General features: G+C 27.4%; 16 protein-coding genes. 13 read left to right on the top strand and 3 right to left on the bottom strand.

Features of this window, described 5'->3' with window-relative positions:
• Position 1: 1 nt before the first annotated feature.
• The 12 genes from dmpG to CS899_RS01560 all read left to right on the top strand — a co-directional run bounded on the left by dmpG (position 2) and on the right by CS899_RS01560 (position 16,374).
• Positions 2-1,012, top strand: a complete 1,011-nt coding sequence (dmpG, locus tag CS899_RS01615; protein WP_099203217.1) for a 4-hydroxy-2-oxovalerate aldolase — start codon at positions 2-4, stop codon at positions 1,010-1,012.
• Between the two features lie 88 nt (positions 1,013-1,100).
• Positions 1,101-2,321, top strand: a complete 1,221-nt coding sequence (locus CS899_RS01610) for a peptidase U32 family protein (protein WP_099203216.1) — start codon at positions 1,101-1,103, stop codon at positions 2,319-2,321.
• Positions 2,322-2,473: 152 nt separating this feature from the next.
• The gene (locus CS899_RS01605) at positions 2,474-3,070 is read left to right on the top strand and encodes a DUF3841 domain-containing protein (protein WP_099203215.1); all 597 of its coding nucleotides are present in this window, start codon (positions 2,474-2,476) and stop codon (positions 3,068-3,070) included.
• A gap of 119 nt (positions 3,071-3,189) precedes the next feature.
• Positions 3,190-4,743, top strand: a complete 1,554-nt coding sequence (locus CS899_RS01600) for a BCCT family transporter (RefSeq protein WP_099203214.1) — start codon at positions 3,190-3,192, stop codon at positions 4,741-4,743.
• 12 nt (positions 4,744-4,755) lie between these two features.
• Positions 4,756-6,084 carry a glycine/sarcosine/betaine reductase component B subunit gene (locus tag CS899_RS01595; protein WP_099203213.1) on the top strand — a complete coding sequence of 443 codons (1,329 nt, stop codon included), beginning with the start codon at positions 4,756-4,758 and terminating at the stop codon, positions 6,082-6,084.
• A gap of 9 nt (positions 6,085-6,093) precedes the next feature.
• Positions 6,094-7,392, top strand: a complete 1,299-nt coding sequence (locus CS899_RS01590; protein WP_099203212.1) for a glycine/betaine/sarcosine/D-proline family reductase selenoprotein B — start codon at positions 6,094-6,096, stop codon at positions 7,390-7,392.
• Positions 7,393-7,507: 115 nt separating this feature from the next.
• Positions 7,508-8,173, top strand: a complete 666-nt coding sequence (locus CS899_RS01585) for a TetR/AcrR family transcriptional regulator (protein ID WP_099203211.1) — start codon at positions 7,508-7,510, stop codon at positions 8,171-8,173.
• 145 nt (positions 8,174-8,318) lie between these two features.
• Complete coding sequence (gene miaB / locus CS899_RS01580; protein ID WP_099203679.1) at positions 8,319-9,644, top strand: tRNA (N6-isopentenyl adenosine(37)-C2)-methylthiotransferase MiaB; 1,326 nt, start codon at positions 8,319-8,321, stop codon at positions 9,642-9,644.
• An 8-nt stretch (positions 9,645-9,652) separates the two neighbouring features.
• Positions 9,653-12,253: a DNA mismatch repair protein MutS gene (mutS, locus tag CS899_RS01575; RefSeq protein WP_099203210.1), complete on the top strand. Its 2,601-nt coding sequence runs from the start codon at positions 9,653-9,655 to the stop codon at positions 12,251-12,253.
• Between the two features lie 11 nt (positions 12,254-12,264).
• Positions 12,265-14,148: a DNA mismatch repair endonuclease MutL gene (mutL, locus tag CS899_RS01570; protein WP_099203209.1), complete on the top strand. Its 1,884-nt coding sequence runs from the start codon at positions 12,265-12,267 to the stop codon at positions 14,146-14,148.
• On the top strand, positions 14,145-15,083 hold the full coding sequence (miaA, locus tag CS899_RS01565) for a tRNA (adenosine(37)-N6)-dimethylallyltransferase MiaA (RefSeq protein WP_099203208.1): 939 nt from the start codon (positions 14,145-14,147) through the stop codon (positions 15,081-15,083). The genes mutL and miaA overlap by 4 nt, the downstream gene beginning before the upstream one ends.
• A complete protein-coding gene (locus CS899_RS01560; protein WP_099203207.1) occupies positions 15,070-16,374 on the top strand; it encodes a methionine gamma-lyase family protein in 1,305 nt (434 codons plus the stop codon). The genes miaA and CS899_RS01560 overlap by 14 nt, the downstream gene beginning before the upstream one ends.
• A gap of 10 nt (positions 16,375-16,384) precedes the next feature.
• On the opposite strand, the gene CS899_RS01555 is transcribed toward CS899_RS01560, so the two are convergent.
• Together CS899_RS01555 and lexA are read right to left on the bottom strand one after the other, a co-directional pair.
• A complete protein-coding gene (locus CS899_RS01555; protein WP_099203206.1) occupies positions 16,385-16,921 on the bottom strand; it encodes a DUF2634 domain-containing protein in 537 nt (178 codons plus the stop codon).
• A 1-nt stretch (position 16,922) separates the two neighbouring features.
• Positions 16,923-17,540 carry a transcriptional repressor LexA gene (lexA, locus tag CS899_RS01550; protein WP_099203205.1) on the bottom strand — a complete coding sequence of 206 codons (618 nt, stop codon included), beginning with the start codon at positions 17,538-17,540 and terminating at the stop codon, positions 16,923-16,925.
• A gap of 164 nt (positions 17,541-17,704) precedes the next feature.
• Between lexA and yneA the strand changes: the two genes are divergently transcribed.
• On the top strand, positions 17,705-18,013 hold the full coding sequence (gene yneA / locus CS899_RS01545; RefSeq protein WP_164995814.1) for a cell division suppressor protein YneA: 309 nt from the start codon (positions 17,705-17,707) through the stop codon (positions 18,011-18,013).
• A 9-nt stretch (positions 18,014-18,022) separates the two neighbouring features.
• Here yneA and CS899_RS01540 read toward each other — a convergent pair whose 3' ends face one another.
• A complete protein-coding gene (locus CS899_RS01540; protein WP_207204717.1) occupies positions 18,023-18,976 on the bottom strand; it encodes a tyrosine recombinase XerC in 954 nt (317 codons plus the stop codon).
• Positions 18,977-18,981: the final 5 nt, after the last annotated feature.

Genomic DNA, 18,981 nt, shown 5'->3' with positions numbered 1-18,981 from the left:
TATGCCAAAAATAATTATTACAGATACAACATTAAGAGATGGAAGTCATAGTGTAAAACATAATTTTACATTAGAAGAAATAAAAAAAATTTGTAAAAGTCTTGATGATGCTGGTATAGATATCATTGAGGTAGGTCATGGCGATGGATTAACAGGTTCAACAGTTAATTATGGTTTTTCAAAATATAATGATTTTGAAATGTTGGAAGCTTCAAAATCTGTTATAAAAAATGCGAAACTTGCGACTTTATTGCTTCCAGGGATTGGAACAGTTAAAGATTTAAAAAAAGCTAAAGATGTAGGTGTTGAGGTTGTAAGAATAGCAACCCATGTAACAGAAGCGGATATTTCTCAACAACATATTATTGAAGCTAAAAAAATGGGGTATTTTGTAGTAGGATTTTTAATGATGGCTCATAGAGCTTCAGCTGAAAGGATATTATTTGAAGCTAAAAAAATGGAATCCTATGGTGCAGATGTAGTTTATGTTACTGATTCGGCAGGAGCTATGGTTTCAAATGAAGTGGAAGAAAAGATTAGCTTGCTTGTAAAAAATTTGAATATTCCTATTGGATTCCATTCTCATAATAACTTAGGATTGGCAATTGGAAATTCTTTAGCAGCATTAAAGTCAGGTGCAACTTATATAGATGGATCTTTAGGAGGACTCGGAGCTGGAGCTGGAAATACTGCAACAGAAATGTTAATAGCAGTTTTAAATAAAACAGGATATACACATAATACAGATTTATTTAAAACTATGGATGCTAGTTCATATATACTGAATCCTATATTAAAAGAACACGGTGTTAATTTACCATTACTTTTAGACTCTATGATGTTAGGATATTCAGGAGTTTATTCTAGCTTTATGTTACATGCTAGGCGAGCGGCTAAAAGATTTAATGTAGATTATAGAGATATTATATTAGAGCTTGGTAAACGTGAAGCAGTAGGAGGACAAGAGGATTGGATTGTTGAAATTGCTAAAGAGTTAAGTAATAATGATTAATCTTAAAATGAATGATATAAATCAACTATATCATTCATTTTTTGTAGTATAATATTATAAGATATACTACAAAAACAGGGGGATATTTTTGAATAAAGTAGAATTATTAGCTCCAGCAGGAGATTTAGAAAAATTAAAAATAGCTATAATGTATGGTGCAGATGCTGTATATTTAGCAGGAGAAGCTTTTGGAATGAGAAAAGCTTCTAAAAATTTTGATGAGAAACAACTTAAAGAAGGCGTCGAGTTTGCACATAGTAAAGGTAAAAAAATATATGTTACTTTAAATATAATACCTCATAATGATGATTTAGTAGGATTAGAAGATTATGTTAACTTTTTAAGTACTATAAATGTTGATGCATTAATAGTTTCTGACCCGGGAATATACTCAGTAATTAGGTCTGTAAATAAAGATATAGAAGTACATTTATCTACACAAGCATCTGTTACAAATTATCAAACTGTAAAATTTTGGGGAGATATGGGGGTAAAAAGAATTGTTCTTGCTAGAGAATTGTCTTTGAAAGAAATATCTCAAATAAAAGAAAATGTACCAAATGTAGATTTAGAGGTGTTTGTTCATGGAGCAATGTGTATTTCATATTCTGGAAGATGCTTATTAAGTAATTATATGACTGGAAGAGATGCAAATAGAGGAGATTGCGCACAGGCTTGTAGATGGAAATATAACTTAGTAGAAGAAAAAAGACCAGGAGAGTATTATCCAATAGAAGAAACTGAGCAAGGAACTTTTATTTATAACTCTAAAGATTTATGCATGATGGACTCATTAGACGATTTAATAAAGTCTGGAGTAGATAGTTTAAAAATAGAAGGTAGAGTAAAGACTCAGTACTATGTTGCTACAGTAATTAGAAGTTATCGCTTGGCGATAGATGCCTATTATAATGGTACTTATACTAAAGAATTAGCTGAGTATTTACTGAATGAAATAAAAAAATCTAGTCATAGAGATTTCACAAAAGGATTCTTTTATAATAAACCAACTGAAGAAGATCAATTATATGAAAGTAGTTCATATATAAGAAAGTATGATTTTGTAGGAATAGTTTTAGACTATGATGAGAATACAAAAATAGCTACAATAGAACAAAGAAATAGAATTTTTAAAGGAGATAAGCTAGAAGTATTTGGACCAGAAAAAGAATTTTTTGAGTTTGAAATGGGTAGTATGATTAATGATAAAGATGAAGAAGTTGAAGTTGTTCCACGAGCTAGAGAAATTTTTAAAACTAAGATAGATTATCCAATAAAACCTTGGAATCTAATAAGAAAGGTTTTATAAATTAAAACTTAATATTCATATATAAAAAAAGGCGACTTAATTGGTTGTCTTTTTTTATATATGAATATTATTTTAGATTCTTGATTAGAAAGTATTAAAGGTGGTATAGAATAAATACGATTATAAAATAATCAAGATTAGGGAGGTTAAAAATGATTATATATACTTGCCAAAATATTAAATCCTTGGAAATATTAAATTCAAATAAAAGGTTTATTAATAAGAAATTTTATATAGAAGAACATTTTGAAGATATTTCTAATATATTTTTAAGATGTTATGATTGGTTTGTTATAGAAGCAAGTAAAAAAGTAAAAAAACCAACGGATGTTGAATATCCAATTTGGTGCAGTATAACTCCTAGAAATTGTATGATACCAATTGAAAATGAAATAATATACATATTAGATGTTCCAGATGATGAAATAATTCTATTTGATGGAAGTAAATGGGATTTTGTTTTGAATTTACGTTATATACCTTTGGACGACAAGGATTTTGATAATTATATTTTTAATTTGAAAAGAAAAGGAATAAAAAATGAATATACAGTCTTTAATTCCACAGATAACTTAATTGAACAACAAAAAATTATTGATAGCTGGTACAGGATTTTCGAAATTGAAAATAGTAAAGATATATATATTCAAGCTAATATTTGGGAAATAAAAAAAGAATGGATAATAGATATTGTAAGGTATAGAGAAGATATTCCTGAAAAATACTTCAAAAGAATAAAAAATAGATAACACATTTTACATTTGAACAAATTAAACTTTCAACTGTTTTTAAGATTTAAAAGATGTGTTATAATAAAAATATAGTAATCATGATTACTATATAATCATAATCTAGAAAGGAGGAAAAAATGAAATTAAAATCGAAATTGAAGAAGGAGACGATTTTTATAGTGTCAATGTTAATAGTTCTTGCTATAGTAGTTTGGGGAATAGCTTTACCATCAAATTTTGAAAATGTTGCAAATGCTACTTTTACTTTTTTAACAGGCAACTTTAGTTGGTTATATGTAGTAGCTATGAATATTTTCTTGGCATTTGCCATATGGTTGGGTTTTTTTAGTAAATATAAAAATATAAAACTAGGACCAGATGATTCTACACCAGAATATAAAACTATTACATGGTTTGCAATGTTATTTTCTGCAGGAATGGGAATAGGATTGGTATTTTGGGGAATAGCAGAACCATTAAGTCATTACCTTGCTCCAGTAGGAGCAGAAGCTGCAACTGTTGCTGCTCAAAAATTCGCTATGGAGAAATCGTTTTTACACTGGGGACTACATCCGTGGGCAAATTATTGTATTATGGGTCTAGGACTAGCGTATATGCAATTTAGGATGAAAAAGCCAGCTCAAGTTAGTAGCATATTTATACCTTTATTGGGCGAAAAAAGAGCTAATGGAGGTGTAGGTAAAATAATAGATATTTTAGCTGTATTTGCTACTGCTGGTGGAATGGCTACATCTCTAGGACTTGGTACATATCAAATAAATAGTGGACTTAATTATTTATTTGGAATTCCAGAAAATACGAAAGTTCAATTAATAATTGTCATATCAATAACTTTTATTTATACTATAACGGCTGTAGCTGGAATTGATAAAGGGATATCATTAATATCAAATATAAATATGATATTTGTTGGAGTTTTATTAATCGGATCTTTTGTTTTTGGACCAACAGTAGGTATTTTGAACAATTTTGTTGAAACTACTGGATTATATTTGCAAAGATTTTTATCTAGTGCTATGGAAATTGGTGGATTTGAAGGAAAATCTTGGTACAGCGCATGGACTATATTTTATTGGGCTTGGTTTATTTCATGGGCACCTTTTGTAGGAGTGTTTATTGCACGAATTTCCAAAGGAAGAACCATAAAAGAATTTGTTGCTGGTGTAACTTTAGTTCCAGCTATATTATCTTTTATCTGGTTCGCGATATTTGGTGGAATCGATTTTTCTATGGATGTATCCATATTAACTGAAGCAGCTAAAAATACTACAACAGCATTTTTTATAGTTATGGCTGAAATACCATTGGGGTTTTACTTATCTTTAGTTACTATTATTTTACTATTTACATTTTTTATAACATCTGCAAATTCTGCAACATTTGTTTTAGGAATGTTGACAGACCAAGGGAAATTAAATCCGAGCAAATCTAAGATGACAATATGGGGAATTTTAATGGCAGGCTTAACATTAGCGTTAATGGTAGGTAGTAAAAATGGTTTACAAATGTTACAGACAATATCTGTAGTTGCTGGCTTTCCATTTATATTTATAATGTTTTTTACAATGTATGCATTAAAGAAAGCATTGGATAAGGATCCTTATATAATTGAAATGGAAAGATTAAAAAAATTAGAAGACAAAAGAAAAGAACAGTCAAAATTTAGTTGATAGGAGGATTTTATGAAAAAATTAGAAATTGGAAATTTTTATGTTAAAGAAGTAGATTTTGGTGATGAAACAAAATATTCAGATGGAAGATTAATGATAAACCGACAAGAGGCGATGAACTATGTACTAGAAGATTCACACATAATTTCTTTAAATATTGAAATAGCAAGACCTGGTGAAGATATTCGAATAGTTCCAGTAAAAGAGGCTGTAGAACCAAGAATTCGTCCAGATGGAAGAGCTTTGTTCCCTGGTGTTACAGGTGACTTGGCACCAACAGGGGAAGGCGTGGTTCATGCTCTTAAGGGAGTTAGTGTACTTGGAGTTGGAGAACATTATGGTAGTTTTGGTGATGGAGTAGTAGATATGTCCGGAGAAGGACAAAAATATACTAGATTTGGAAATTTGATAAATATTGTACTAATCGCTAATACTGACGAAGAAGAAGAAAGATTTGAACAACAAAAGAAAAATCATGCTATTAGATGGGCAACTCATAGACTAGCTGAGTATATAGGAAAAGCCGTTGTAGAATTAGAGCCAGAAGATAAAGAAATTTATAAGTTTGAAGGTGTAACAAAAAGAAGTGAAAATATTAATAAATTGCCTTCAGTAGTTTTAGTAATGCAACCACAATCTCAAATGGAAACGATGGGTTATAACGATTTGATTTATGGGTGGGATATGAACCATTATGTACCAACATTTATTAATCCTAATGAAATACTAGATGGTGCATTAATATCTGGCAGTTTTATGCCTTCATCTTCAAAATGGGCTACATATGATATGCAAAACTTCGATACTATAAAAGAGTTATATTCAAGACATGGAAAAGAAATAAACTTTTTAGGAATTATTTTGTCTAATCTTAATGTATCATTAGAACAAAAAGAAAGGTCGGCTATATTTGTAGCTAACATAGCTAAATCATTAGGGGCAGATGGTGCAATAGTAACAGAAGAAGGTTATGGAAATCCTGATGTTGATTACGTTAGATGTATTGTTGCATTAGAAGATGTTGGAGTAAAAACTGTAGGTATTAGTAATGAGTGTACTGGTAGGGATGGAAAATCACAACCACTTGTTGTTTTAAATGAAAAAGCAACAGCTTTAGTTTCAACAGGTAATGTTTCAGATTTAATTGAGTTACCAGCTTGTAAAACAGTTTATGGAGAATTAGCAGCTTTAGGTAGAGATGGTTTATCTGGTGGTTGGGAAGGTGATGAAAAACTAGGACCTTCTGTTAGAGAAGACGGCTCCATTATATTAGAAAATAATGCTATGTTTTGTGGTGATGGAATTAGTGGTTGGTCTGTTAAAACAGTTAAGGAATTTTAGGAGGTTATTATGAAAAAAGTTGTTCATTATATAAATCAATTTTTTGCAGGAATAGGTGGAGAAGAGCTAGCAGACATTAAACCTGAAATCAGAAAAGGAGCTGTAGGACCTGGAACTGCATTCAAAGATAAGTTAGATGCAGAAATAGCATATACAATAGTATGTGGAGATAATTACTTTGGAAGTAATACAGAAGAAGCAATTGAAGAAATATTCAATCTTCTTAATGGAATAGAATTTGATGCATTTATTGCAGGGCCAGCATTTCAAGCAGGAAGATATGGAATAGCTTGCGGAAATATAGCAAAAGCGGTAAAAGAAAAATTTGATATTCCGGTAGTAACATCTATGCATGTAGAAAATCCTGGAGTAGAAATGTTTAAAGAAGATATTGTTATTTTTAAAGGCGGAAATTCTGCAGCTTCTATGAGAAATGATATTAAACCTATGTCAGAATACCTAAATAAAATATTTAAAGGTGAAGAAACAAATCCAGCAGAAGAAGAAGGATATTTCTCAAGAGGAATAAGAAAACAAGTTTGGTTGAAAGAACCAGTAACTGCTGCTAAAAGAGGTGTTGATATGTTAATTAAAAAGTTAAATAATCAACCATATCAAACAGAACTTGTAATTGAATCTAGGGAAGAAATTCCAATGGCCACTCCTATTAAAGATTTAAAAACAGCTAATATAGCTATTGTAACAAGTGGTGGAATAGTTCCTGTTGATAATCCTGATAGAATACAATCAGCTTCTGCCACAAGATGGGGTGCATACGACATTTCAAATGTAGATAGACTAGATAGCGGAGTGTTCAAAACTATTCATGCAGGCTACGATCCAGAAGCAGCTGACAATGATCCAAACAGAGTTGTTCCTATAGATGTTCTTAAAGAAATGAATAAAAATGGAATATTTGGAAAACTTCACTCATATTTCTATTCAACTGTTGGAACAGGGACTACACAAGCAGAAGCTGCTAGAATGGCAAAAGAGATAATAATAAAATTACAAGAAGATTCAGTAGATGGAGTAATAATGACTTCTACGTGAGGCACTTGTACACGTTGCGGAGCAACAATGGTAAAAGAGATTGAAAAAGCAGGAATACCTGTAGTCCAAATGTGTAACTTAGTACCTGTAGCACAAACCGTGGGTGTAAATAAAATAGTACCTACTATTTCTATTCCTTATCCATTAGGAGACCCATCTACACCAGAAGAAGAACAACATGGATTGAGATATGATAGAGTAAAAAGAGCATTAGACTCATTAACTGTAGAAATAGAAGAACCTACTATCTTTTAATAGCGGAAAATAAACTTAATATAATTAATAAAAAAACAAACTAGTTTAATTTGTCTAGTTTGTTTTTTGTTGGTAAAATATAATATAAACTATATATGGAGATTAAGAGGTAATTATGGACATAAATTCAATTTCTGAGAGTAATAAAGTAATACAAAAAAAAAGAATGATAAATTATTTTATAGATGCAGCTAAAAAGATAATCCAAGAAGAAAGTATACAAAATATTACTATTAGAAAAGTAGCTATGCTAGCAGGATATAATAGTGCTACTTTATATAAATATTTTGATGATTTAAATCATCTGAAATTTTTTTCAGCAATGACATATTTAAATGTGTATATAGATGATATACCATTATATGTTAAAGGTGTAGATAATAGTAAGGATATTTACTTAAGAATATGGGATTGCTATATTGATCATTCTTTTAAAATGCCTAATATATATTATTATCTATTTTTTGCTGATTTAAAAAAGACTATGGAACAATATACAGAAGAATATTACAGTATTTTTCCTTTAAATATAAAAATAGATGATGAAATTATCAAAAATATGTTATTGTCTTATTCTTTAAATACTAGATCAAAAATACTAATGGATTCATGTGTTAAAAATGGAATTATAAAAAAAGAAGAAGCATATATGGCAGATGATATAATAATATGCATATACGAAAGTTATTTATTAAAAGTTCAGAAAAAATTAATATCACAAAAAGAAGCTACAATTAAAGTAAAAGAATACATTAGGGAAGTATTTAATAAATTCTCTTAAAAAACATGAATTTAAATAAATTCGTGTTTTTTTAATCCATATATTTTTAGTAGGAGATACTTTTTTAGCATTATAAATTATGATACAATGAAAGTTGTACTTAATTAATGAAATTGCGATTAAAGGGGATTTATTATATATGGAAATGAATAATAAAATAAAAAAATATACCATAGTAACATATGGTTGTCAGATGAATGAACATGACTCTGAAAAAATAGCATATATATTAGAAAATTTAGGATATGTATCTACAAATGAAATTAATGATACTGATTTTATAATATACAATACTTGTTTAGTTAGAGAAAATGCTGAGTTAAAAGTATACGGTCAACTAGGATCACTTAAACCTTTAAAAAAAGAAAATCCAGATATGATAATTGCAGTATGCGGTTGTATGATGCAAACAGGTGAAGCTAGAGAAGTAATCCAAAAAAAATATAGACATGTAGATATAATATTTGGTACTAAAAATATTTCTAGTCTACCTACTTTAATAAATAGACATTTATCCACGGGAAATACTGTAATTGACATTGAAGAAAGAGATTTAATTGACAATCAAATAGATATGAAAAGATTACATCCTTTTATTGGATATATAAACATAATGACAGGATGCAATAATTTTTGCACTTACTGTATAGTTCCATATGCTAGAGGTAGAGAAGATAGTAGGACACCGGAAAGTATATTAGCAGAGATAAAAGACTTGGCTAATAAAGGATATAAAGAAATTACATTATTAGGACAAAATGTAAATTCCTATGGGAAAACCTTAGAAAAGCCAGTGCCTTTTCCAGATTTATTAAGAATGATAAACGCGGTAGATGGAATAGAAAGAATAAGATTTTTAACAAGTCATCCTAAAGATTTATCAGATGATTTAATAAATGCAATGGCTGAATGTGATAAAGTTTGCAATAATTTACATTTACCATTTCAAGCTGGGAGTAACTCTATTTTAAAATCTATGAATAGAAAGTATACTCAAGAAGATTATTTATTACTTGTAGAAAAACTTAAGGAAAAAATTCCTAATATAACATTGTCAACTGACATAATTGTAGGTTTTCCTGGTGAAACAGAAGAAGATTTTGAAGAAACTCTTAAGGTGGTAAAAAAGGTAAAATATGATCAAGGTTTTACTTTTTTATATAGTAAAAGAGAAGGAACAAAAGCAGCTGTAATGGAAAACCAAGTAGATAAGAATGTTGCACAAGTAAGGTTTGAAAAACTATTGGAAACTATGTATGAAATTTTTTATGAAAATAATAGTAAATATATAGGTAAAGTTGAAAAAGTTTTAGTTGAAGGACCAAGTAAAAATAATGAAGAATATTTAACTGGTAGAACAGAAGGATTTAAGTTAGTACATTTCAAGGGCAATAAAAACCTAATAGGAACTATTGTAAATGTAAAAATAACAAATCATAATTCATTTTCATTAAATGGAGAAATGGTATAGGTGATTATATGAGTAACTATACTCCGATGATACAACAATATTTAGAAGTAAAAAACAATAATAAAGATTGTATTTTGTTTTTTAGATTAGGTGATTTCTACGAAATGTTTTTTGAAGATGCTATAACAGCCTCTAGGGAGTTAGAAATAGTTTTGACTCAGAGGGATTGTGGTGGTGGAGAAAAATGTCCTATGTGTGGAGTTCCATATCATGTAGCTGATATGTATATTTCAAAACTTGTTTCTAAAGGATTTAAAGTAGCTATATGTGAACAATTAGAAGATCCTAAGGTTGCAAATGGATTGGTGAAAAGAGATATTATAAGGATAGTTACACCTGGAACTATAATAGAGGATTCATATTCAGAAATAGGTGATAACAATTATCTAATGTCTATTTATATAAATGGCAAAACTATAGGAATTTCATATTGTGATATTTTAGAAGGTGAAATAAACTTTACAGAGATAAGATTTTCTAATACAGATGATGTTATTAAAAAAATCGAAAATGAAATTAGTAGAATTAATCCTTCTGAAATTATAATTAACGAAAACAAAATATTTAATGATAATTTAATAAGTGATATTTCTAACGGTGGAAAGTTTGTATTTACAATTGTTGATTTAATCTCTGTTGAAGATGCAAAAAAAATAGTAGAAGATAAATTGAATGTGAAAATTGCTGATTTTGAATACAATAATGAAGCGAATATTTGTGCAATAGGTAGTATATTAAACTATATTTATAATTATCAAAATGAAAATTTAAAACATTTACAATCTTTAAAGTATTATGAAATAGATAAGTTTTTAAACATTGACTCTCATACTATTATAAATTTAGAAATACAAAAAAATTTGTTTAGTGGAAGTAAAAAAGGATCCTTATTTGGAGTCTTAAATAAAACAAATACATCTATGGGTTCAAGGTTGCTTCATAATTTTTTAGAGATGCCACTTATGAACAAAGATGAGATTATTTCAAGGCAAAATATAATTGAAAAAATCTACAATAGTCGTATTCTACAAGAACTGCTAACTAAATCGCTTAAAGAAGTTTATGATTTAGATAGAATAATAGGAAAACTTTCATTTGGTAGAGCAAATGGTAGAGATTTATTAGCATTAAAAGTTTCTATTTCTAAAATTCCTAATATTGTTAATGATTTCTTAGAATCTGAAGATGAAACATTAATAAATTTATCTAAATCATTAGACAGTTTGGAAGATATTTATAATCTAATAGATGATTCCATTATAGATGAGCCACCTATAACTATTACGGAAGGAAATTTAATTAAAACAGGTTTCAATGAAGAATTAGATATTATTAGAAATAATAAAATAATAGGTAAAAAAAGATTAGTCGATTATGAAATATCTGAAAAAGAAAAAAATAATATAAAAAACTTAAAAATAGTATTTAATAAAAAATTGGGATATTTTATAGATGTAACTAATGGTAATTTAAAACATGTACCAGATTATTATATAAGAAAACAAACTTTAACTAACTCTGAAAGATTTACAACAGATGAATTAGAAGAAATACAAAATATGATTATGAGTTCCGAAAGTGAAATTTCAATTAAAGAACATGAAATCTTTAACGATATTAGAGAACATATTTTGAAAAATGTAGATAGGATAAAGAAAACTTCAAATGTAATAGCTTATATTGATGTATTCAATTCATTGGCTAAAGTAGCATATGAAAATAATTATATTAAGCCTAATATAAATAATATTGGAATAATAGATATAGTTAATGGCAGACATCCTGTTGTAGAAAATAGTATTGGGAAAAATAATTTTATAGCTAATAATACAAATATTGGAAGTGGGTATAATGATATTCAAATAATTACAGGTCCAAATATGAGTGGTAAATCAACTTATTTAAGACAAGTTGCTATTCTTAGTATTATGTCTCAAATTGGTTCGTTTGTTCCAGCAGATACGGCAAATATTGCTATAGTAGACAAAATATTCACTAGGATAGGTGCTTCAGATAATCTTTATAAAGGTGAGAGTACATTTATGGTAGAGATGAATGAAGTTAGCAATATAATTACAAATGCAACAAAAGATAGTTTATTAATATTAGACGAGGTAGGCAGAGGCACTAGTACATTTGATGGATTAAGCATAGCTTGGGCTATACTTGAATATATTAGCAAAAAAATTAAGGCAAAAACACTTTTTGCTACTCACTATCATGAATTGACAGAACTAGAAAACAAATTAGATAATATAATTAATTTACAAGTTCAGATAGAAGAATATAAAGGAGAAATAATTTTCTTAAGAAAAATTATTTCAGGAAAAACTGATAAAAGTTATGGTATAGAAGTAGCTAGATTAGCAGGACTACCTAAAAGTTTAACAGATAGAGCAAAAAATATCTTGCAAAATATTGAGTCTAAAAATGAAGACAATGAATTTAATATTTTAGATGATTTAATGGAAAATTCACAAGTTAATCTTGAAGATATCAAGAGAGATGAATATATAGATGAGATAATGAAAATTGATATAAATTCATTATCTCCTATAGAAGCTTTAACTTTTTTAGATAAACTAATAAAAGAAGCAAAGGAATTATAGGTGAGAATTAAATGATTCAAGTTTTATCAAAAGATACTATATTAAAAATTGCTGCAGGTGAAGTTATTGAGAGGCCTAGTTCTATAGTTAAAGAATTAGTAGAAAACTCGATAGATGCAGGTTCTACTAATATAACTGTAGAAATAAGAAATGGTGGAATTGATTATATTGAAGTATCAGATAATGGATCAGGCATAAATAAAGATGAGATAGAAATGGCTTTTCAAAGACATGCTACATCAAAACTAAATAACTTTAATGATTTGTATAATTTAAGTTCATTAGGGTTTAGAGGTGAAGCTTTAGCTAGCATAGTTTCTGTAAGTAAAGTTTCTGTGCTAACTAAAACTGATAGTGATAAACTTGGGACTAAAGCTGTATTTGAAAATGGCAAAATTATTAAATCTAGACCTTCAGCTATGAATACTGGGACTAATATTCAAGTAAAAGATTTATTTTATAATGTCCCTGTTAGAAAAAAATTTTTAAAAAGTAAAATAACAGAAGGTAATAGCATAACTAATTTAATGTATAAATTAGCAATTGGAAATGCCGGAATTGGAATATCTTATATAAAAGATGATAAATTGGTATTTAAAACAAAAGAAGGTGGAAATTTAAAATCTAACTTAACAGAACTTTTTGGAATAGATCTTTCTGAAAATCTTCTTGAACTTAATATTAAGGATAGAGATTTTAAGATTAAGGGTTTTATATCAAATAATAAATACTACAGGGCAAACAGATCATTACAATATATTTATATAAACAATAGGTATATTGAAAATAATGAATTAAGAAATGCAATTGAAAATGCATATACTGCTGTAATCCCAAATGGAAGGTATCCTATTTTTGAAATTTTCGTAGACATTAAGCCAGAACATTTAGATGTAAATATTCATCCAAATAAAGAAAAAGTGAAAATTACTATAATAGAAGATATTATAGCATCTTTAACTGAAGAAACAAAAAAAATATTAATGAATAGATTTTCACTACCAAGTATTGAATATAAAAAGGAAAACAAAGAAAATATATTATTTAATCAGAAAAAAGATATTAAAGATTTGCTTGATAAAATTGACAATAGCAGAGAAGTGAATAATAATTTTAAATTTAAAGAATTTGATAATCATTTTTTTGAAAAATCTAATACTGTTAATGAAGAAGAAAATGACTATTCTGAAAATAGCAATATAGAAGAAAAAAGCAATAAAGAAATTAGTTATAACTTAAATGAGAGTGCAGAAAATATAGAAGATAATAGTATAGAAGTTGAAGAAGTAAACTTTATTGAAGAAATTGAAAAAATACCTAGCTATAAATTGATAGGAATACTCTTTAACACATATATAATTTATGAAAATAATATTGATGAAAAAATTATATTAATAGATCAACATGCCGCTCATGAAAGAATTTTATATGAAAAGTATATGAAAGAATTTAAAAGCAGTAATGTAATAATACAAGATCTTTTAGCACCAATTACAGTAGAATTAAAAGATGATGAATATAGTATATACTTAGAAAACAAAGATATTTTTAGTAAATTAGGATATAGAATTGAAGAATTTGGAGATAAAACTTTAATCATACGTTCAGTACCAAATATTTTAGGGAATCCTAAAAACAGTATATTTTTCATAGAAATATTAGATTCTATTATAGATAATAAGGATAAAATATTAGACGAGATTTATGCTAAAATAATAAAAAAATCATGTAAGGATGCTGTAAAAGCTGGTGATATACTTAGCAAATATGAAATAGATGGCTTAATATGCAGATTAATGAAATGCGAAAATCCATATACATGTCCTCATGGAAGACCAACATTAATTGAAATGACAAAATATGAACTAGAAAAAGAATTTATGAGAGTAAAATAATGAAAGAAATTATACTAATAGTAGGTCCAACAGGGAGTGGTAAAACATCACTCTCATTGAATCTATATGGAAAATTAGATTCTGAAATAATTTCAGCAGATTCTATGCAAATTTATAAATATATGGATATTGGAACGGCCAAAGTTTCTGAAAAAATTAGAGAAAAAATAAAGCATCATATGATAGATATAGTAAATCCAGATGATGCTTTTTCTGTTGCTTCTTTTCAAAAAGATACTTTTAAAATAATAGATAATCTTATTATAAAAAATAAGATACCTATAGTAGTAGGTGGCACAGGTTTATATATAAATTCTTTAACATATAATTTAGATTTTTCTAATGCCAAATCAGATGAAAGCATTAGGAATAAATTATATTATGAATACGAAGAAAATGGAAAACAATTTATATTAAATAAATTAAAAAAAGTAGATTTAGATTCATACAATACAATAGAGCATAATAATATTAAAAGAGTTATTAGAGCAATAGAAATATATGAAATAACAGGAGTTCCTTATTCAAAACAAAACAAAGATTTCAGAAATGAAAATAATAATTATAATTTTAAAATATATGGATTAACTGATGATAGAAAATTACTATACGAAAGAATAAACAATAGGGTAGACGAAATGATTAAAGATGGTTTATTTGATGAAGTTAAGTTTTTAATAGATAACTATGATAATAACTCGCAATCTTTTAAAGGAATAGGTTACAAAGAAATTATAGATTATTATAATGGTATTTATAGTAAAAACGAAGCTATCGAAAAATTAAAGCAAAATTCTAGAAAATATGCAAAGAGACAATTAACGTGGTTTAGAAGAGATAAAAGAATTAAATGGTTTAATTTGTCAGAATATAAAAACAATATAGCAGAGATATCGAATAAAATATATAAGGAAATAAAGAATGGACAAATATAAATATTATAACGAAAATTTTAATATAGACAAAGATGTCTATGAATTTGTAATAAATATTGAAGAAACATTAAGAGATAGATTTTCTAATTTAGACGAAATTGAAGAATATAATATATTAAAAATATTAAAAGCTTTTCAAGATTCAAGACTTTCTGCTTCAGATTTTGGGTGGCCAACAGGATATGGATATGGAGATGTTGGAAGAGATAAGGTTGAAGAAATTTATTCGAAAATATTTAAAACGGAAGACGCATTAGTTAGACCTAGCATTGCTTCTGGGACACATGCATTATCTCTAACACTGCAAGGTTTATTGCTACCAGGAGATACTATACTTTCTATAACAGGGGATCCTTATGATACATTACAGCAAGTTATTGGAATAGCTGGTAATGAAAAAGGAACACTAATTGATTATGGTATTAAATATAAAAAAATAGAACTTGATGCAAATGGGAAAATACAATTAAAATTATTACCAAAATTTATAGATAAAGATGTCAAACTAGTAACTATTCAAAGATCAACAGGTTATAGCTTAAGAAATGCAATATCATTAGATGAAATGAAAGAAGCCGTAAATAAAATCAAAAATATTAATAAAGAGATTATTGTAATGGTAGATAATTGCTATGGCGAATTTACGCAAATATTAGAGCCTACAGAAATAGGTGCTGATTTAGCTGTAGGTTCTTTAATAAAGAATCCTGGGGGTGGTATAGCCCTTTCTGGAGGATATGTAGTTGGTAGCAAAGAAAATATTGAGAAAATATCAAATAGACTTACAGCACCAGGTATTGGAAAAGAAACGGGACTTAGTTTTGGAACAACTAGATTAACATTACAAGGGTTGTACTTTGCTCCAAAGGTTACTATGGAAGCTTTAAAAGGAGCGTTGCTTTTCGCAAGGACATTTGAAAAATTAGGTTACAAAACTTTTCCTTCTTCAGATGCTGAAAGATTTGATATTATTGAAGCCATTATGTTTGAAAAAGAAGAACTTGTTATAGAATTTTGCAGAGCTATTCAAGAGGCTTCTGTTGTTGATTCATTCGTAGTTCCATATCCTTGGGAAATGCCAGGGTATACTGACAAAGTAATTATGGCTTCAGGAAGCTTTATAGATGGTTCATCTATTGAATTAAGTGCAGATGGGCCATTAAGAGAACCATATATTGTATATTTTCAAGGAGGATTAAACTATTTCCAGTGTAAATATGCATTAATGTTAGTGTTGCAGAAATTCAAAAATAAAGAGTTTATAAATATAAAAAAGCTTCTATTTAAATAATGTAGAAGCTTTAAATATGATTTTCAGATATAATACATCTATGAGTGTTAGGTTCGCCTTTTAATTTCATTTCTATAATAAGTTTATTTTTATTTCTAGATATTTTATATATAATTTCAATCCAATTATTAAAAATATCGCTTGAGATTATATCATTAGCGATATACTCACATTGCCTTTCAAATTCTGTAATATTTTTTTCTTGAAAAATAGTTTCAGATTGTTCAATACCATAATTTCCATCATATATTTTATACTTATTTCTCTCAGTATGAATGAATTTACGTAAAGCTTGGTCTAAGGCATCTTTACCTGTTACAAATCCTTCAATTCCATTTTTTGATAATTTATAATCTTTAGGGTAGTCTTTAATTGGATTTATAGAATAAGTGACCTGATTTTTTAATGGTTCAGAAGGAATCCAAACATACTTTTTAAAAATTAATTTTATTATATAATTTGTTAAATCTTTTGCATATGATTTAAATAGAAATAATGTAATAGAAATTATTAATGGTATTATAATAAATAATAATTTTTGAATCATTTTAAAATTCCCTATACAATCCTATAACTTTTCCAAGAATTTCAACATCTTTAACAATAATAGGGTACATAGTTGAATTTTCAGGACGCAATTCAACATGAGTATCTCTTTTAAAATATGTTTTTACAGTTGCTGACTCATCAATCATTGCAACTACAATATCTCCATTATTAGCAGTATTTTGTTGTCGTACTATTATTTTATCACCATCTAAAATACCAGCCTCTATCATAGATTCTCCTTGGACATTTAAAATAAACAAATTACCTTTATTAGATAACTCTATAGGTAGAGGATAGGTATCTTCAATATTTTCTATTGCTAAAATAGGTTCACCTGCAGTAACTTTACCTACAATTGGAACATCAAAAGTTTCTTTTTTAGAAGCAAATTCATCATATTCGTCATTTATTATTTCAATTGCTCTATTTTTTAATGGGTCCCTTCTTACATACCCTTTGTTTTCAAGTTTTACAATATGACTATGTACTGTAGAAGTTGAACTTATATTTAATCCATTACATATTTCTCTAATAGCAGGGGGATATCCCTTGAATTTTATATGGTTTTTTATAAATAACAATATATCTATTTGCTTTTGACTTAAATCATCATACATATTTAATACACCTCTTAATATAATTGAATTAAGTATATCATAAAATTACAGAATCATACAAACAAAAGTTCTTTAATTGCACGAACATAATTTCTTTTCACTTGACATAAGAATATATGTTCTGTATAATTGAATTAACAAAGAACGTTTGTACGGAGGATTTTATGAAAAGAAAGAAATATAGAATAATTAATCGAAAAAGATTTTTAACATTTGTATTTATGTGTGTGGTTTTATTAACTTTAACAATAGTATTATTTGTAAATATAAAATCATCTTTTGGGTCAACAAAAGAAAATAATATAGATTATTATATAATTAGGCATGGAGATACTGTCTGGAGTGTAGCTGAGGAATTTAACACTAATAAAAAAGTTAATATTAGAGACTTTGTAGATATTATTATTGAAGAAAATAGTATAAACAATTCAAATTTAATACCTGGAGAGAAAATAAAGATACCTATTTTATAAGGTATCTTTTTATATGTCCGATAAGGGATTTTTATTTATAGCTTCTCGTAAACTTTCATCATCAACATGAGTATATATTTGAGTAGTAGCTACAGAGACATGTCCTAAAATTTCTTGTAGTATCTTTATATCAACATCTCCGTGTTTAAACATTAGAGTAGCAGCTGTATGTCTTAATTTGTGTGTAGAATATATTTTAGTATCAAAACCAGATTTTTCTAAATAATAATCTACTCTTCTTTGAATTGCACGATTGCTTATTTGAGATTTTCTATTACTCAAGAATAGATATTCATCATCAGTAGGTGGTCTTACCTTTAGATAATCATCTATAGCAACATTACATGATTTATTCAAATATATGGTACGTTGTTTATTTCCTTTTCCAACAACCTGCAATGTATCATTTTTAATATCAGATATTTTTATATTAGAAAGTTCTGAAAGACGCATTCCACAATTTAAAAATAATATTAATATGCATCTATCTCTTTTTTTCATTACTTCATTTTCAATACTATCTACTGATTTTAATAATCTAATAGATTCATCTAGTGTAAGATATACTGGATTTCTGCTTTGTTTTTTAGGCGTTTCTAATTGATCGGTAGGGTTTATATCTAATATTTTTCTTATTGTAACTAAATATTTAAAAAAAGAACGCAAACTTGATACTTTTCTAGCTCTAGTTGTAGTACTATCATTAAACTTTCTGTCAAGAAAGGCTAGATAGGCATGTAGATCAGACAACTCTATTTTTTTAAAATAACTATCTGGAAAATTAGAAATATTAATTTCTTCAAATTCTATATAATTATATTTATTAGATTCAAATCTTGTATAAATAAATTTTAAGAATTTTGATATATCATAACCGTACTCTTTAGTAGTATTAGGAGAGCGTCCCTTAATGGTTTCCATATAAGCTAAGTAATCTGTTAGTATTAGGGGATAGTTAAACAATTAAT

It is taken from the genome of Miniphocaeibacter massiliensis (genome assembly GCF_900232905.1).
In the GTDB taxonomy this organism is placed as follows: domain Bacteria; phylum Bacillota; class Clostridia; order Tissierellales; family Peptoniphilaceae; genus Miniphocaeibacter; species Miniphocaeibacter massiliensis.
The sequence above is the reverse complement of the archived record's forward strand: the minus strand, read 5'-3'. Positions and strand labels throughout refer to the sequence as shown.

Coding starts and splice junctions, on each gene's coding strand:
- CS899_RS01595 (WP_099203213.1), top strand. CDS start 4,756: ATGAAAAAATTAGAAATTGGAAATTTTTATGTTAAAGAAGTAGATTTT.
- mutL (WP_099203209.1), top strand. CDS start 12,265: ATGATTCAAGTTTTATCAAAAGATACTATATTAAAAATTGCTGCAGGT.
- yneA (WP_164995814.1), top strand. CDS start 17,705: ATGAAAAGAAAGAAATATAGAATAATTAATCGAAAAAGATTTTTAACA.
- CS899_RS01585 (WP_099203211.1), top strand. CDS start 7,508: ATGGACATAAATTCAATTTCTGAGAGTAATAAAGTAATACAAAAAAAA.
- CS899_RS01560 (WP_099203207.1), top strand. CDS start 15,070: ATGGACAAATATAAATATTATAACGAAAATTTTAATATAGACAAAGAT.
- miaB (WP_099203679.1), top strand. CDS start 8,319: ATGAATAATAAAATAAAAAAATATACCATAGTAACATATGGTTGTCAG.
- lexA (WP_099203205.1), bottom strand. CDS start 17,540: ATGTATGATGATTTAAGTCAAAAGCAAATAGATATATTGTTATTTATA.
- mutS (WP_099203210.1), top strand. CDS start 9,653: ATGAGTAACTATACTCCGATGATACAACAATATTTAGAAGTAAAAAAC.
- CS899_RS01555 (WP_099203206.1), bottom strand. CDS start 16,921: ATGATTCAAAAATTATTATTTATTATAATACCATTAATAATTTCTATT.
- dmpG (WP_099203217.1), top strand. CDS start 2: ATGCCAAAAATAATTATTACAGATACAACATTAAGAGATGGAAGTCAT.
- CS899_RS01605 (WP_099203215.1), top strand. CDS start 2,474: ATGATTATATATACTTGCCAAAATATTAAATCCTTGGAAATATTAAAT.
- CS899_RS01600 (WP_099203214.1), top strand. CDS start 3,190: ATGAAATTAAAATCGAAATTGAAGAAGGAGACGATTTTTATAGTGTCA.